At 52.7% G+C, this 15,566-nt stretch carries 16 protein-coding genes; 14 read left to right on the forward strand and 2 right to left on the reverse strand.

All coding sequences use genetic code 11. The features are described 5' to 3' along the window. Window positions 1-121 precede the first annotated feature (121 nt). Window positions 122-460 carry a helix-turn-helix domain-containing protein gene (locus CGC65_RS11785; protein ID WP_002567072.1) on the reverse strand — a complete coding sequence of 113 codons (339 nt, stop codon included), beginning with the start codon at window positions 458-460 and terminating at the stop codon, window positions 122-124. Between the two features lie 147 nt (window positions 461-607). Continuing rightward, window positions 608-955 (reverse strand): helix-turn-helix domain-containing protein, encoded by a 348-nt coding sequence (locus tag CGC65_RS11790; RefSeq protein WP_002567073.1) that lies wholly within the window; start codon window positions 953-955, stop codon window positions 608-610. A gap of 156 nt (window positions 956-1,111) precedes the next feature. Here CGC65_RS11790 and CGC65_RS11795 point away from each other — a divergent pair, with 156 nt between their 5' ends. The 14 genes from CGC65_RS11795 (at window position 1,112) to CGC65_RS11860 (ending at window position 15,542) form a co-directional block, all read left to right on the forward strand. Further along, a complete protein-coding gene (locus CGC65_RS11795; protein ID WP_002567074.1) occupies window positions 1,112-1,306 on the forward strand; it encodes a hypothetical protein in 195 nt (64 codons plus the stop codon). A gap of 38 nt (window positions 1,307-1,344) precedes the next feature. After that, window positions 1,345-2,457, forward strand: coding sequence for a DctP family TRAP transporter solute-binding subunit (locus tag CGC65_RS11800; protein WP_002567075.1), 1,113 nt, complete (start codon window positions 1,345-1,347; stop codon window positions 2,455-2,457). 76 nt (window positions 2,458-2,533) lie between these two features. Beyond that, entirely contained in the window at window positions 2,534-3,043 is a 510-nt protein-coding gene (locus CGC65_RS11805) for a TRAP transporter small permease (RefSeq protein WP_002567076.1), read from the forward strand. Further along, window positions 3,043-4,332 (forward strand): TRAP transporter large permease, encoded by a 1,290-nt coding sequence (locus CGC65_RS11810; protein ID WP_002567077.1) that lies wholly within the window; start codon window positions 3,043-3,045, stop codon window positions 4,330-4,332. Before CGC65_RS11805 ends, CGC65_RS11810 begins: the two co-directional genes overlap by 1 nt. A 10-nt stretch (window positions 4,333-4,342) precedes the next feature. Further along, window positions 4,343-5,008, forward strand: coding sequence for a class II aldolase/adducin family protein (locus tag CGC65_RS11815; RefSeq protein ID WP_002567078.1), 666 nt, complete (start codon window positions 4,343-4,345; stop codon window positions 5,006-5,008). Further along, on the forward strand, window positions 5,005-6,531 hold the full coding sequence (locus tag CGC65_RS11820) for a xylulokinase (RefSeq protein WP_002567079.1): 1,527 nt from the start codon (window positions 5,005-5,007) through the stop codon (window positions 6,529-6,531). Before CGC65_RS11815 ends, CGC65_RS11820 begins: the two co-directional genes overlap by 4 nt. Continuing rightward, window positions 6,528-7,430 (forward strand): sugar phosphate isomerase/epimerase family protein, encoded by a 903-nt coding sequence (locus CGC65_RS11825; protein WP_002567080.1) that lies wholly within the window; start codon window positions 6,528-6,530, stop codon window positions 7,428-7,430. Before CGC65_RS11820 ends, CGC65_RS11825 begins: the two co-directional genes overlap by 4 nt. After that, window positions 7,427-8,254 (forward strand): transketolase, encoded by an 828-nt coding sequence (locus CGC65_RS11830; protein WP_002567081.1) that lies wholly within the window; start codon window positions 7,427-7,429, stop codon window positions 8,252-8,254. The genes CGC65_RS11825 and CGC65_RS11830 overlap by 4 nt, the downstream gene beginning before the upstream one ends. Further along, window positions 8,254-9,246 carry a transketolase family protein gene (locus CGC65_RS11835; RefSeq protein ID WP_002567082.1) on the forward strand — a complete coding sequence of 331 codons (993 nt, stop codon included), beginning with the start codon at window positions 8,254-8,256 and terminating at the stop codon, window positions 9,244-9,246. Before CGC65_RS11830 ends, CGC65_RS11835 begins: the two co-directional genes overlap by 1 nt. A gap of 28 nt (window positions 9,247-9,274) precedes the next feature. Beyond that, the gene (locus CGC65_RS11840) at window positions 9,275-10,177 is read left to right on the forward strand and encodes a sugar phosphate isomerase/epimerase family protein (RefSeq protein WP_002567083.1); all 903 of its coding nucleotides are present in this window, start codon (window positions 9,275-9,277) and stop codon (window positions 10,175-10,177) included. A gap of 55 nt (window positions 10,178-10,232) precedes the next feature. Beyond that, window positions 10,233-11,195 carry a D-2-hydroxyacid dehydrogenase gene (locus tag CGC65_RS11845; RefSeq protein ID WP_038282022.1) on the forward strand — a complete coding sequence of 321 codons (963 nt, stop codon included), beginning with the start codon at window positions 10,233-10,235 and terminating at the stop codon, window positions 11,193-11,195. Window positions 11,196-11,468: 273 nt separating this feature from the next. Further along, a complete protein-coding gene (locus CGC65_RS11850; RefSeq protein ID WP_002567085.1) occupies window positions 11,469-12,305 on the forward strand; it encodes a sigma-E processing peptidase SpoIIGA in 837 nt (278 codons plus the stop codon). A 39-nt stretch (window positions 12,306-12,344) separates the two neighbouring features. Continuing rightward, entirely contained in the window at window positions 12,345-13,085 is a 741-nt protein-coding gene (gene sigE, locus CGC65_RS11855; protein ID WP_002567086.1) for an RNA polymerase sporulation sigma factor SigE, read from the forward strand. 162 nt (window positions 13,086-13,247) lie between these two features. Continuing rightward, window positions 13,248-15,542: a YcxB family protein gene (locus CGC65_RS11860; protein ID WP_002567087.1), complete on the forward strand. Its 2,295-nt coding sequence runs from the start codon at window positions 13,248-13,250 to the stop codon at window positions 15,540-15,542. Window positions 15,543-15,566 lie beyond the last annotated feature (24 nt).

Here is a 15,566-nt window from a genome sequence, read left to right on the forward strand (position 1 = left end):
ATATGTTCCGGCTGCCATGAGGCAGCCGGTTTTTTGCTTTTAGTTATCCCTAATAAAAAAGAATGCCGGGACGGTATCTGCTAAAGTACGTTCCAACATTCATCATAGATTTATTTCTTTGTTATTCTTTGCTCTTTTCCTGCAAATCCAGCAGCAGGGCCACCAAATCATCCACTGCTTTTTTTGACCGTTCATTGAGCCTGCCATAGGAGACCATGAGGTCATTGCCAGACCCAGGGTCCGGCCGGCATGTGTTCTGAACAGGCTCTGTCTCCAGAAGGAAGCTGCCGGTAGTGTTCAGAATCCGGGCCAGCTGCTTCAGTTTAGCCACATCCGGCTGTCGTTTGCCTGTTTCGTATCCGCAGTAGGTGCTGGCTGTCAGGCCTAAGGCGTCCGCTACCTGCTGCTGCGTATACCCCATGGAAACCCTGGCTTTTTTCAGTTGTTCGGAAAATCCCATTATCACACCTCATTTCCGGGCCAACCTCTGGTTGGCGTATTGTCAATTTGTTGATAAAATACATTGACATACTGGCAATTCGCTGATATTATAAATATATATATTGGCAATACGCCAATATATAACAATACGCCACAGGATGGCAGTCTACTGCCGCTTGCCCAGACGCAGTTTCAGCGCTTTGACCGTGTCCAAAAGGAATAGCTGTTCATCCTCTGAGAGTTCCTTGGCAATATCATAGAGTTCCTCCAGCAGTTTTGCGCTTTGAAAGGCCTGGTTTCCGGATTCCATGTCTCCTGTGCCGTCGGTGAGCCATTCTTTATTAATGTTCAGTATCTGGCAGACTGCATTGATGACAATGGCCTGCGGTTCTGTCTTGTTTTTTTCCAGGTTGAAGATGACACCTCTGGATACGCCGATGGTCTGGGCAAGAGAATCCTGGGTATATCCCTTTTGTTTCCGCGCATAGTTGAGTCGTTCTCCCAATGTATTCATTTTTATCACCCCCGCAATCAGTATACAATGAGCAAAATTCATTGTCAATGATTTTTTGGCCGCTTAAGTGCAGGAAAAATATAGTATGTTTCATTGACAGTGAATTCCTTATCTGCTATAATTCATTAATAGAGCAAAAAGAAAGGAGGGATAACATTGACAATGCAAAAGGAAGAAGAACGGCAGAACAGGGTATTAATGGAAATCATTGACAACGCAAAGGAACTTCCGGTGGAAAGCCAGAACCTGCTGCTTATACTTGCCAGGGGAATGGTATTTACGCGTAACTGTATGATGCGGCAGAATGCTGCGGACCAGCCGCGTATGCCGCCGGACGAGCATTCTGCATGAATCATAAAACTATATAATGAAAAAGGAGAGATAAACGTATGAAAAAAAGACTTGTATCACTGTTTCTGGCATTGGCCATGACATGGGGGCTTACTGCCTGCGCAGGCGGTTCTTCTGCCCCGGCATCAGCAGCAGCCCCGGCATCAGCCGCTGACCCGGCAGCATCAGCCGATGCGGCTTCGGCCCAGGGGGAGGTAGAGGGTTCCAAGACGGATAACACAGGTACGGATGCCAAGGCCAGCTATACGCTGAATATCGGATCAGCCATGAGCTCCACCAACCCGTCCAGCATTGCCCTGCAGAGCTTTAAAAAGGCGGTGGAGGAGAGGACCGGCGGGGACCTGGCTGTAAACATATATACGGATTCGGCCCTGGGCGGTGAAGCTGACCTTTTGGAACAGGTTACATCCGGTACGGTAGAGGGAATGATGCAGATGGGAGCAGCCAACTGGGAGCCCTATAATTCGGAAGTAAACGTGGCCCTTCTGCCGTTCCTGTTTACATCCCTGGACAATGCCAGGCAAGCCTGGGCCGGTGAGTTCGGCCAGCAGTTCTGCGAAAAGCTTCTGGAGCCAACAGGCGTGACCATTCTGTCTGTGTGGGAGTCCGGCTACCGCCATATGACCAACAACACCAGGCCTATTCTGGCTCCTGCGGATATTGCGGGCATCAAGTTCCGCACCAATGAAAACAGCATGAAGGTCAAGATGTATGAGGCGGTTGGAGGATCGGCTGTTATTATGGCATTTTCCGATGTGTATACAGGCCTTCAGAACAAGACCATTGACGGCCAGGAAAATCCTCTGGCAAACATCTACACCTCATCCCTCCAGGATGTACAGACTTATTTGTCCCTGACCGGCCATATGTATGACGCTGCTCCTCTGGCAGTCAATACCGCATGGTTTGAAACCCTTCCGGAAGAGTACCAGACCATACTGTTTGAGGAGGCTGACAAGGCAAGGGAAGTGGACCTGCAGGAAAATGATGAGTCAAAATACCTGGAATTATTAAAAGAGGCAGGTATGGAAATCAATGAGGTGGATAAGGAAGCGTTCCAGGAGGCAATGTCAGGCATCTGGGAAGAGTTTGCTTCCCAGTACGAGGACGGACAGTATTGGATAGACCTTGCTACTTCCTTTAATAAGTAGGTATCCGCAAGTACCGGGGGACGGCCCGGCCGTGCCCCGGATTTGCCACAGAACAATATGAAAAAGGAGGTAAAAAATGGTCCTGAAATTAATAGACAAGGTAAAATTCCTTCTGCGCATTTTAAGCTGCGTCACGGTGTGTACCCTGACCATCATCATAGGAATACAGGTGGTGAACCGGTATGTGTTTGGAACTTCATTTACATGGGTGGAGGAGCTGGCAGGCATGGCCATGGTTTACATTACATATTTCGGCGCAGCCATGGCCACCATCAATAACAGCAACACGCGGATAGACTTTTTTATCCGCAAGCTCCCCGGACCTGTGTACCGCGGTTTTGAGATTCTGGATGACTGTATCTGTATTGCGTTTCTCCTGGTAATCTGCCGCTATGCGGCAAAGCTGGTGGGCACCAATCTCAATGCCCTTTCAGCAGCTATGAAGGTACCTCTTTCCGTCAATTATGTGGGTGTACTGAGCGGCTGTGTACTGATGATTATTTTTTATGTGCTGCGTCTCTGGATTGATGTGGAGAAGTTAAGGGGAAGAAACATGGATTATGTGGAGGAGGAGCTGAGTCGATAATGAATACTGGATTAATTGTTTTGTTTGTTGTGTTGGGAATCTGTCTGCTGATTGGACTGCCTGTGGCTTTTTCCATCGGCATCAGCTGTATGGCCCTGCTGACCGTCAATGGTTATCCGCCTCTGGATATCGTTGTCCAGCGCATGGCCAGCGGCGCCAAATCCTTTAATATGATGGCAATGCCTATGTTTATTTTTGCCGGTTCCCTGATGGTATACGGCAGTACGCCCCGCCTCATGCGGTTTGCCAACATGATGCTGCGGAAAATGCCGGGCGGACTGGGGGCCACGGCACTTGCAGCCTGCGGATTCTTCGGCGCGGTCTCAGGGTCCGGTGTGGCAAGCGCTGCGGCTATCGGCAAGATCATAGGACCTGAGATGCTGGAGCAGAAATACCCAAGGGGACTGACCGTGGGACTGATTGCGGCCGGAGGAACCATGGCATGCATCATTCCTCCAAGCATTGTAATGGTGGTCTATGCATCCTCCTCCGGAGCGTCGGTGGGAGATATGTTCCTGGCCGGCTTTGTGCCGGGATTTATCTGTATCCTTGCCCTTATCGGGCTCAATACCTTTTTTGCCGTAAAAAGGGGAAACAAGGAGAATGTTGAGAAAACAGATTATACGGCAAGGGAAAGGCTCAGGATTACAGGAGATGCCCTGCTTCCGCTTTTAATGCCTATTTTCGTGCTGGGCGGTGTGTTTTCAGGTATCTGTACCGCCACAGAGGCATCGGTGGTGGCTGTCATCTATTCCTTTATCCTGGCAGTGTTTGTGTACCGGGAACTGACGCTGCGGGAGTTTTATAAGGTGGCGGCGGAAAGCGTTGTCACCACAGGCGTTATCATGCTGATTATCTCGGTTGCCACGCCTTTCGGGTGGATTATGTCCATACAGAATGTGCCCACCCTGTTTGCGGGCTGGCTGCTGTCCATTACATCCAGTAAGTTTTTAATCATGGCATTCATATTCCTGCTTCTTTTGCTGCTGGGAACCTTCATGGAGACCATGTGCATCATTATTCTGGTGACGCCTATCCTTCTGCCCATTGCCCAGACTCTTGGAATGGGAGTGGTCCACTATGGAGTTTCCATGCTGATGGCGCTGATGGTAGGCTCCCTGACCCCGCCTCTTTCCGTTAACCTGTTTACATCCTGCAGGGTGCTGAATGTAAAGTATGACGAGGCGTTTCCGGATACCCTGTGGGTTATTCTGACTGTGACGGCCTGCGCCCTGCTCACCTTTGCGGTGCCGGGAATCACGGAGTTTCTGCCGGCCATCTTAAAGTAAGGAGAACCATATGGATATGGACAGAAAGAATATGCTGGAACGTGTGGTAAAAGCTGCCCGCAAAGCGTATATGAAAGGATTTGCCGCGGGCAGCGGCGGCAATGTGAGCATACGGATTCAGGGGCAGGTGTATATATCTCCAAGCGGAATCTGCCTGGGTGATTTGACGCAGGAGGACATGATAATGCTGGAGGCAGATGGTGTTGCGCCTCCCGCAGATATGTCGGATCCCGGCAGGCGGCGTCCCTCCAAGGAGGCCGGAATGCATCTGGCGTGCTACAGGAGCCGCCCGGACATCCTGTGCCTGTTTCATCTGCATTCCCCCTATTCCATTGCAGCTGCCTGCCGCAGGCAGGGAAACGGGAGTCCGGCCACGGGCATGCCTGCCTACACTCCGGGATATGCCATGCGTGTGGGAAGGATTCCTGTGGTTCCCTATTACCTTCCCGGAAGCCGGGAACTGGCCGAGGCTGTGTCTGACGTGATTTGCAGCCGGGACAGCCTTCTGCTGGCAAATCACGGCATGGTGGCTGCGGGAAAAAGCCCGGAGGCAGTGCTGGCCACTGCGGAGGAGATTGAGGAGAACGCGCATCTTACCATACTTTTGGGAGACCGGGGAATTCCCCTTGATGAAGAACAGACAGAGGCGCTGTTTCGGGCAGGAGGAACTGTATGATGCATAAGGACCTGTTATTGGGAATAGACGTAGGCACCACCGGAACAAAATGTTCGGTATATGATTTTAACGGAAAACGGGTGGCCTCTGCTTACCGGGAATATCCTATGCTCCATCCCCGGCCCGGATGGACCGAACAGGACCCTTCCCGGTGGTGGGACGCAGTGTGCTGCAACCTGCAGACCATATTTCAAAGCCAGGACATAGATAAAAACAGGATTGCGGCGGTGGGGACCAGCAGCACCAACGCAGTGTTTCTGGCGGACCGGCAGGGGCAGCCTTTGTGCAATGCCATCAGCCTCCATGACCAGAGAAGCGGTCCCCAGGTGGAATGGCTGAAGGAGAATATCGGAGAGGAGCGGATCCGCGCTCTGGCCGCAAACCGCATTGCCAACGGCTCCTTCAGCCTTCCGGCCCTGCGGTGGCTGGTTGAGAACCGGCCGGATTTGATAAAGGGAGCACATAAGCTGATGGTGCCCTGCGGTTATGTGATTCAAAAGTTCACAGGGGAGTTTACCATGAACCGGCCGCGCATGAGCCTGACCCTTATGGCGGATATCCGCACCGGCCAATGGGATACAGAGATTGCAGAACAGACAGGCCTGCCGGCCCGGCTGCTGCCGAGTCCCTGCGGTTCCGCTGAAATCGTGGGCACTGTGACCCAATGGGCGGCCTCCATGACAGGACTGGCTGCGGGAACGCCGGTTACAGGCGGCACCATTGACACGGTAGCGGCCACCATAGGGGCAGGCGCTGTGGATGAGGGGGATTTCGCCCTGACCATAGGCAGCAGCGGAAGGCTTTGCAGCATTGCGGGACAGCCTATGGAGGATCCAAGGCTGCTGAACCTGTACGGGGCCTATGACGGACAGTACATCATTGTCCAGTCCACCAACAATGCCTGTGTGTCCCTGCGCTGGTTCAGGGACACATTCGGAAGGGAGGCAGCCAGGCAGGCCCAGGCAGCCGGGTGCGGTATATACCCATATCTGGACCGTCTGGCGGACACTGCCCCGGCCGGGGCCGGAGGCCTTATATGGCTTCCTTATCTGGCCGGGGAGCAGAGCCCTGTCTGGGATACACGGGCCAGGGGCGTGTTTTATGGGGCCGGGCTGGAGACAGATTACCCATCCTTTATAAGGGCTGTCCTGGAGGGAGTGGCATTTTCACAGCGCCACTGTCTGGAAGTGGTCCTGGACCGGGCTGCCAGACCGGATATCATACCCCTTGGCGGCGGCGCGGCCAACAGCCCTCTGTGGTGCCGGATATTTGCCGATGTGCTGGGAATTCCTGTGGCCCGGCTCCGGTCCAATGAGACAGAGACCCTGGGCGATATCATCATCGCTGCCCAGGCTATGGGAATCCATGAGATTGCGCCGGACTTTGGAAAGGTGCTGGCAGCGGACGGCGAGGTGTTTTGGCCCGATGATGTCCGGGCTTGTGTATATGACAGACAGTACCGGGTTTACCGGGAACTGTACCAGGCGTTAAAGCCTGTATTCGCGGGAGGAGGAGAGCAATGAAATTATGTTATCAGGCAGCCACGCCCGACGTGGCCATAGCGGATTCAGTGACAGCGTACCAGGGGCCTCTGGCAAAAACCTTTGGGGACCTGGGCGCCCTGGGATACGACGGGGTAGAGCTGATGACCCTGAATCCGGGAAAGCTGGACTGGAGGGAAGTGAAGGAAACTGCTGAGGAAAACAATCTGTCCGTGGTGCTGGTGTGCACAGGCGAGATCTTCGGACAGCTGGGATTGAGCTATACACACCCCCACCGGTCCCTACGCCGGGAGGCCGTGGAGAGGACAAAGGAAATCATTGATTTTGCCGGTTACCTGGGGGCCAATGTCAATATAGGGAGGATACGCGGGCAGTACTGCAGGGAACTGGACAGGGAGGAAACCATTGAACTGGCTCAGAACGCGTTTACCGAGCTGGCTGACTATGCAGCCCCTAAAAATGTGGACATTGCCCTGGAGACAGTGACCATCATGCAGACCAACTTTATCAATACCCTGGCGGAGGGAGCTGCCATGGCAGACCGGGTGGGACGGCCTAATTTCCGGCTCATGATGGATATTTTTCACCTGAATCTGGAGGAAAAGGATTTGTATGAGGCCATCCGTACATACAGCAGTTACAACATTCACGTACATCTGGCTGACAATAACCGGCGCTATCCGGGCCAATGCGGCCTGGATTTTGAGAAGATTCTGACGGTCTTTCGGGAGTGCGGTTATGACGGCAATTACTGTACCGAGATATTCCAGCTTCCGTCCATGGAGGAAGCTGCCAGGGAATCCATCCGGTATCTGAGGCCCATTGCCGACCGGGTTTACGGCGGAAACACACACTGCAATGAAGCAGGCCGGAACAAGGATGGCAGAGGACGCAGCCGTAAGGAGGGGATGCAGATATGAGAGAGGAACGAAAGGAAACACTTCAAAAGCTGTGCCTTGTATTCCGCAACAAGCTGATTGATCTGCTGCACAGTGTCCAGACAGGCCATCCCGGGGGATCGCTGTCCTGCACGGAGATATTGACAGCACTTTACTATGAGCTGATGGATGTGGACCCCATGAACCCGGAAAAGGAGGACCGGGACCATCTGATACTGTCAAAGGGTCACGGGGCGCCCATGCTTTATCTTGTCCTGGCCCACAAGGGATTCTTTCCCCTGGCGGAGTTAAAGAACCTGCGCCAGACGGGAAGCATGCTCCAGGGCCATCCCTGCGTACATAAGACGCCTGGGGTGGAGCTTTCCACCGGACCGCTGGGACTGGGATTATCCGCAGGACTGGGAATGGCCCTGGGATCCAGGCTTAAAGGGTATGATTCCTACACATATGTAATCATGGGGGATGGGGAAATACAGGAAGGATGCGTATGGGAGGCAGCCTTGTCAGCGTCCAAATTCAAGGCGGACCATCTGATAGGTATTCTGGACAACAACGGGGTACAGTTGGACGGCACCCTGGAGGATATCATGCCCATGGGTGATATAAAGGCCAAATGGGAGGCGTTCGGATGGAATGTGATTCCCTGCGACGGCCATGATGTGGAGGACATATGCAGGGCCGTGGAGGAGGCTAAAATGACGGCAGACAAGCCATCCCTGATACTGGCAAAGACAGTGAAGGGAAAGGGCGTTTCCTTCATGGAGGGCAAAAATACCTGGCATGGAAAAGCCATTGGAGACCAGGAATACGTACAGGCAAAAGCAGAACTGGGAGGTGACCGGTAATGGGAGAGATGACAGCAATCCGCGATGCCTACGGAGCGGCGCTTAAAGAATTGGGGGAACAGGATGTAAGGATCGTGGGACTGGAGGCTGATGTGGCTTCCTCCACAAAAAGCGGTATATTTGGAAGTGCGTTTCCTGAGCGGTATTTTAATGTGGGAATCAGCGAGTTAAATATGGTGTCCATGGCGGCCGGACTTGCCAGGACCGGTTTCATTCCCTTTGTTAATACCTTTGCCGTGTTCCTGACCACCAGAGGTGCTGACCCGGTCCAGAGCCTCATTGCCTATGACAGCCTGAATGTAAAGCTGTGCGGCGCTTACTGCGGCCTGTCTGACTCCTATGACGGAGCCAGTCATCAGGCCATAACGGATATGGCATTTGTAAGATCCATACCGAACATGACAGTCATAGCCACGGCAGACGGGACGGAGACAAGAAAGGCTGTGTTTGCCATTGCAGAGCATCAGGGACCGGTTTATCTGCGCCTGAGCCGTGCGCCGGCTCCGGTGTTTTACGGGGACAATATGAGGTTTGAGATTGGAAAGGGTATCCGCGTCAGGGAGGGGAATGACGTGTCCATTATCACCACGGGAACGCTTCTGCACAACGCAATCCGGGCAGCCCTGCTCCTGGAGCAGGAGGGCATCCAGGCAGCGGTGGTGGACATGCATACGGTAAAGCCCATTGACCAAAATCTGATTCTGGAATGTGCAGAACAGACAGGAGCCATCGTGACAGCGGAGGAACACAGCATATACGGCGGCCTGGGCAGCGCAGTGGCAGAGGTGCTTGCAGAGCACTGTCCGGTTCCCATGGAGCGGATCGGCGCAGTGGATTTCGCCGAGTCAGGGGATTACGGCCAGCTCATGGAAAAGTACGGATATGGCCCGGAATCCATTGCGCAAAGATGTAGGGCCGTGATGCGGCGTAAGCAGGATAATGGGACGGGCAGGCTGCCTGAAAGGACACTGCGGCCCTTTGATATGCCCTGAGGCCCATTTGAACAGGAGGAATAAGAGAATGAAAGAACCAATCCAGAAATATTTCCAGGTAGGCACCATCCAGTGGATGACCCACCCGCCGGTCAGTTATCCGGTGTGCGATTCAGTCAGAACCATCTGCTGCGATCCGTATTTTGGGGCTTTGGAGATTACCCATATCCCGGACAGCGAGACCAGGGAAAGGGTGAAGAAAATGCTGGACCAATCCCATCTGCGGGTGTGCTACGGCGCCCAGCCGAACCTGCTGGGGAAGGGGCTGAATCCCAACCATCTGGAGGAGACGGAGCGGAGGACGGCGGAAGAAGAGCTGACCCGGGCTGTGGACGAGGCGGCGTATATGGGGGCCGGGGGTATCGCATTTTTGGCAGGAAAGTGGGAACCTGATTCCAGGGAACAGGCATATTCCCAGCTTTTAAAGACAACCAGGGCAGTGTGCACCCATGCCGCAAAAAAGGGCATGATGGTGGAGTTAGAGGTATTTGACTATGATATGGATAAGGCGGCGCTGATTGGTCCGGCGCCTCTGGCGGCCCGGTTTGCAGCCGATATGGGCATGACCCATCATAATTTTGGCCTGCTGGCGGACTTGTCCCATTTTCCCACCACCTATGAGACCTCCCGTTATGTGGTGAGGACCCTGCGCCCTTATATCACACATTTCCACATAGGAAACGCAGTGGTTAAGGAGGGCTGCGAGGCGTACGGGGATCAGCACCCCAGATTCGGATTCCCGGAGAGCGCCAACGATACGGAGCAGCTGACAGAATTTTTCAGGGTACTGAAGGAGGAAGGCTTTTTCAATGAAAAAGAGCCTTATGTGTTATCTCTTGAGGTCAAACCCTGGGGGGACGAGGACGGGGAAATTATACTGGCTGACACGAAGCGTGTGATTAACCGGGCATGGGCGATGGTGGAGGACTGATGGAGAGGATTAGCGCCAAATGGTACGCTGGGAAAATGGAAAGGATGAATCATATATGAGGATTGTGGTATTAGACGGATATACGGAAAATCCGGGGGATCTGAGCTGGAAGGGCCTGGAGGACCTGGGGGATCTGACGGTTTATGACAGGACGCCCAAGGACCGGGTGGTGGAACGCATTGGCCAGGCAGAGGCGGTGTATACAAATAAGACGCCCATAAGTGCCCGGACAATAGAGAGCTGCCCCAACCTGCGGTTTATCGGGGTATTGGCCACAGGCTATAATATTGTGGACATACGCGCAGCCGGAGATGCAGGGATCATTGTTTCCAACATTCCTTCCTACGGCACAGATGCAGTGGCCCAGTATGCCATTGCCCTGCTTCTGGAGCTGTGCCACCATGTGGGCTTCCATTCTGACTGTGTAAGGGCAGGCGAATGGACCCGCTCCAGGGACTGGTGTTTCTGGAAGTACCCGCTGACAGAGCTTGCGGGAAAGACCATGGGAATCATCGGATTCGGGCGCATAGGAAGGCGCACTGCTGTCATTGCCCAGGCTCTGGGAATGAAGGTGCTGGCCTTTGACCGGTATCAGGATAAAGGTCTGGAGACGGACAGCTGCCGATACGCAGACCTGGAAGAGCTGCTGTCCGGCTCTGATGTAATCAGCCTGCACTGCCCTCTGTTTCCTGAAACAGAGAAAATCATCAACCGCCGCACCATTGAAAAGATGAAGGATGGGGTTCTGATTATCAACACCTCCAGAGGACAGCTGGTGGAGGAAGCCGACCTGAGGGAGGGACTTGACAGCGGTAAGATAGGAGGCGCTGCGGTGGATGTGGTTTCCGCAGAACCCATACAGGAGGATAATCCTCTTTTGGGCGCGGAAAATATACTGATTACGCCTCATATCGCCTGGGCGCCCAGGGAATCCAGACAAAGGCTCATGGATATAGCAGTGGAAAACCTGAGCCGGTTTATGTCAGGCACGCCTCAGAATGTGGTGAATGAACCATGAAACAGGTTATGTGAATAGAGGCTGTTGTAAACACAGGCTATTATAAGAACAGCACAATCAAATAGAGACGCGTACAGCCGGAACGCTGCCGCCACACCGTGTATGGATGTGGCGGCGGCGTTCCGGCTTTTTGTAAAAACACCATATTTAGTATGAAACTCGAATTTTGTCGATAAATATTGTACCTGTTATCGGTTATTTCGACAACATCCGCGCTTTGAAACCGCTATAATGGCTTTCAGAAAGTTTGCCAGGGAGGTGAGGCCGGACTGAGTGGTTTATACAGTATACATAGATGTGGTATTCGCGGTCAATACCATAATGGACATGATGGTTCTGACCATCTTAAACAGAGTTTTATCCTACAGGACCACAAAGCGGCGTATTCTGGCCGGAGCTGTCATCGGCGGTATATGGTCCTGTGTGGTGAGCCTGGTTCCCGGTCTTCCGGCCGCAGTGGAGATATTGGGAACGTATGTAGCGGTGAGCAGCCTGATGGCCGTAGCTGCCTATCACCTGAAAAGCCCTAGAGAGGTAATTAAATCCGTGGCAGGTATCTACCTTGTATCGGTTGTTCTTGGAGGTGTGATGCTGGTGCTCTATGAACACACCAGGGCTGGGTATTACGCATGGCTTTTGGTGGAGTCCGGACATGGAAGAAGGATTCCCGTCATGGGCTGGATTTTAATGATTGCAGGGGCAGCCGCAGCCTGCTATGGATTTTCAGGGGGGATAAAGGAATTAATCCGTACCATGGCCCACAGGAAGGATTTATGCAGGGTTACCATGATTTACGGCGAAAAGAAAGAGACAGTTACAGGGCTTATAGACACGGGCAACAGGCTGAGGGAGCCTGTGAGCAGCCAGCCGGTCCATGTGGCGGCGGCCGGTATCATGAAGCAGCTGTGTCCGTCGGTAAAGGGTGTGGTCTATGTGCCGTACCAGTCCGTGGGAACCAGCCGCGGAATTCTGCCGGCCGTGTACATAGACCGGATGGAGATAGAGCAGGAGGGCGGCAGGTACAGCCTTGAGAAGCCCCTCATTGCCATTACGAAGCAGGAGCTTTCTCCCTCAGGGGAGTATCAAATCCTGATACAGAAAAGCGACTAAGGAACTTGAATAACACACAACGTACAGGAGGACATTTCCATGATTATAAAAGTATCCATACCAAACCGTTTCCAGTTAAAGACCATCCCCAGCTTCAGGACCGTACTGATGCCCAGGCAGGGGGAGGTGCATTATATAGGAGGCGCCGATATACTGCCTGCCCCTCTGGAAACAGAGGAAGAGGGCCGGATGATAAGTCTTTTGGGAAGCGAGGATGACAAGGAGGCCAGGGCGGCCCTGATTGAGCACAACCTGAGGCTGGTAGTCTACATAGCGAAGAAATTCGACAACACCAGCGTGGGGGTGGAGGATTTAATTTCCATCGGAACCATCGGACTCATCAAAGCCATCAATACCTTTAAGCCGGATAAGAACATCAAGCTGGCCACCTATGCTTCCAGATGCATTGAGAATGAGATTCTCATGTATCTCAGAAGGAATAATAAGACACGTCTGGAAGTGTCCATAGATGAACCTCTGAATGTGGATTGGGATGGAAATGAACTTCTGCTGTCGGATATTCTTGGAACGGATGAGGATGTGATTTATCACGATATCGAGGATGAGATAGAAAAAAGCCTTCTCAACAACGCAATCAGCCGCCTAAACCCCAGGGAACGCAAAATCGTGGAGCTGCGGTACGGCCTTACAAACGAGGACGGGGAGGAAATGACCCAGAAGGAAGTGGCCGACCTGCTGGGAATCTCCCAGTCCTATATATCCAGACTGGAAAAGAAAATCATGAAACGGCTAAAAAAAGAAATTGTCAGATTTGAATAGGCATGGAAAGTCAGCAGAAAGAGCTGGCTTTTTTGCTGTCTTAAGGCTTGTCTAACAGAGGAAAATGCGGTACATTGTTATCAGGAATATGATTTGATATACAAGGCTTTCCATATCTTAAAGATGCGTATGGGGAGAGCCGGCCAAGGGGGTAGGAGAGGCATGTCCGCAGCACAGGTGGGAGAAAGGCTCTGTTTCAGGCTGAGTGAACAGGAGTATAAAGGATTCCTCAGATGGTATAAGAAAGACTTTCTGAAGGAAAAGGACCTGGGAAGGGTCCGGCCGGATTTTATGAATCTGAAGGAAGACTGCTGTATCACCATGGAGAATGAGGTGATCCGCATACAGACCGGGAATACGGATATATGGCTGCTGTATTCTGCGCTGACAGAGGTTCATAGGAAGGAAGGCCTGATTCTGTTTTTCGGGCAGAAGGAATTCTGGGCCATACCGGAGCGGGTCCTGGGAGGGGATCTGGAGGCGCAGGAATGGTTCAGATGCCTGAACACAAAATGTTTGGAGAACAGGGATGGCCGAATTCCCATGGGGGATGTGGAGGAAGCCTGCCGCAGAAGAACCGTCCCATTCTGCTGTTACACCAGGAGCGTGGACCAGATAGCAGATGCATGCAGGGCATTGGGCCTGCCTTGGAGAAATGTGCAGAAGCTGAGGAAGGCGGCATTGTTCCCGTACCGGTATGTGGGTTTGCAGCTGCTGGCACTGGAAGAGGACGGTATCTGTGAATATGGAGAACGGTCCGTGGTCAGACATGCCTATGGGGATTTTGAGAAGGCGGTTTATACGCCGGAATATGTTTATCTGATGAAAGGACGGGGCGGGGCGGTCATGATTCCCGTGGAGCCGTTAGCACAAATAGGCGGCATTAAGATGCTGTTTCAGATATGCAATGAGAGAGGAAGCGGGAAGCCTCTGAGCCTGAAGCAAAAAAAGGTACATGTGCCGGCAGGAAAATGGGGGACAGGCAGAAGGTTACTGGCAGCGGCCGCAGCGGCGGCGGCATTGGGACTGGCGGCGTGGGGAGCAGGGAGTGGTGAAAGCACAGGAACAACGGGAAGCACAGGAACAGCGGGAAGTACAGGAACAACGGGAGGCACAGGAACAACGGGAAGCACAGAGACAGCGGAGGGCAGCGTACAGGCCCGGATGGCAATGGCAGAGGTGTCTGAAGAGGGAACGGCGGATTCGGGGGAAAACGCAAGTCAGACAGCGGAACATGGAAATAAAGCAGCAGACAAAATACAGGACGGTATTATGATTACTGTTCCCGATGATACGGTTTTTGACCAGGTGGGGTCAGACGGAACCTATGTATCATCCTCCCTTTATTATAAAATCCGGCTTCCGCAGGAGGAGTGGACCCAGCAGGGAAACCGTGATTTCGGGGACGTCCTGGTCTCGGAATGGGGGAGTATTCTGGTCCGGGGATACAGGGAGCAGCCGCAGTTTTTTGCAATAGCGGGAATAGATACCCCCAGGACAAAGGCGGATTACATCCGAAGGATGGAGAGCGGAGCAGCTGTTAAGGACGATTCCATGCCGGAGGTGCTGGAGTATACATACAGAAGGGTGAAGGGAGACGAGATTGTCCAAAAGGAGATACGGTATAAGGCCGAGGAGAATACAGGACAGATATACGGTGGGGGTGAATACGGGGAAGGGGCATACCGATATAGCGTAGAGCTCAGTGTGCTGGGACCGGAGTATTTTTACACGGTAACGGTACGTCTCAGGGAAGAAACGCCGGAATCCATAGGAGAAGCCAGGCGGGCTCTTGATTCCTTCCGGATTTTGGATACGTCTGCGGGTATCTGCAAAAAGATGGAGGACGAGGTATTTCACGGCTATTACGGCAAAAACTATGTTATGACAAACTGTCTGGTCCTTCTGGAGGAGGACTTAAGCCCGGAGGAAATCGGTGACTGCCTGGAGTTGGTGAAGAAGATTGACACAGGCTTTTTTGGGGTAAAAAGCGGGGATGCGCTGGCGGCCCGGACAAAGGACAGCCCCTGGCTGGGCATAGACAGCCAGAGTCTCCAGGAAAACTGCACCATGGAGAATGCCAGGAAGGTGTCAAAAATATTCAAGTCGGATGTCATTCTCTATGACGAATTTGACGGAGATCTGCTGATGGTTGCCTACAGCGACAAACATCAAAAGCATGTGTACCAGAGGGCGACATCATTTAATAAGGAAATCCTGGAATCAGAGTTTGGATGTTACGGAAAAGAGCAGGAGTTTCCTGAGGACATACTTAAATATACGGACCTGACCAGAGAAGAGGCGGAGGCCATATGGACAGACCCGGACGCTGTATTCCAAATGGACAAATGGTATGAAATCACCAGCCATATGACGAAGATGCCTGTTCCGGAAGAATTCATCGGCATAAGGGACTATAAAGAGTTTAAGGATGGCTTTGAAATCATCCGCAGATAACAGGAGAGGCAGAAAAGAGAGTAA

Source organism: Enterocloster bolteae (genome assembly GCF_002234575.2).
Taxonomy (GTDB): Bacteria; Bacillota; Clostridia; order Lachnospirales; family Lachnospiraceae; genus Enterocloster; species Enterocloster bolteae.

Excerpts from the sequence above, each read along its gene's own strand:
- CGC65_RS11785 (WP_002567072.1), bottom strand. The coding sequence starts at position 460 with ATGGGATTTTCCGAACAACTGAAAAAAGCCAGGGTTTCCATGGGGTAT.
- CGC65_RS11790 (WP_002567073.1), bottom strand. The coding sequence starts at position 955 with ATGAATACATTGGGAGAACGACTCAACTATGCGCGGAAACAAAAGGGA.
- CGC65_RS11800 (WP_002567075.1), top strand. The coding sequence starts at position 1,345 with ATGAAAAAAAGACTTGTATCACTGTTTCTGGCATTGGCCATGACATGG.
- CGC65_RS11805 (WP_002567076.1), top strand. The coding sequence starts at position 2,534 with ATGGTCCTGAAATTAATAGACAAGGTAAAATTCCTTCTGCGCATTTTA.
- CGC65_RS11810 (WP_002567077.1), top strand. The coding sequence starts at position 3,043 with ATGAATACTGGATTAATTGTTTTGTTTGTTGTGTTGGGAATCTGTCTG.
- CGC65_RS11815 (WP_002567078.1), top strand. The coding sequence starts at position 4,343 with ATGGATATGGACAGAAAGAATATGCTGGAACGTGTGGTAAAAGCTGCC.
- CGC65_RS11820 (WP_002567079.1), top strand. The coding sequence starts at position 5,005 with ATGATGCATAAGGACCTGTTATTGGGAATAGACGTAGGCACCACCGGA.
- CGC65_RS11825 (WP_002567080.1), top strand. The coding sequence starts at position 6,528 with ATGAAATTATGTTATCAGGCAGCCACGCCCGACGTGGCCATAGCGGAT.
- CGC65_RS11830 (WP_002567081.1), top strand. The coding sequence starts at position 7,427 with ATGAGAGAGGAACGAAAGGAAACACTTCAAAAGCTGTGCCTTGTATTC.
- CGC65_RS11835 (WP_002567082.1), top strand. The coding sequence starts at position 8,254 with ATGGGAGAGATGACAGCAATCCGCGATGCCTACGGAGCGGCGCTTAAA.
- CGC65_RS11840 (WP_002567083.1), top strand. The coding sequence starts at position 9,275 with ATGAAAGAACCAATCCAGAAATATTTCCAGGTAGGCACCATCCAGTGG.
- CGC65_RS11845 (WP_038282022.1), top strand. The coding sequence starts at position 10,233 with ATGAGGATTGTGGTATTAGACGGATATACGGAAAATCCGGGGGATCTG.
- sigE (WP_002567086.1), top strand. The coding sequence starts at position 12,345 with ATGATTATAAAAGTATCCATACCAAACCGTTTCCAGTTAAAGACCATC.
- CGC65_RS11860 (WP_002567087.1), top strand. The coding sequence starts at position 13,248 with ATGTCCGCAGCACAGGTGGGAGAAAGGCTCTGTTTCAGGCTGAGTGAA.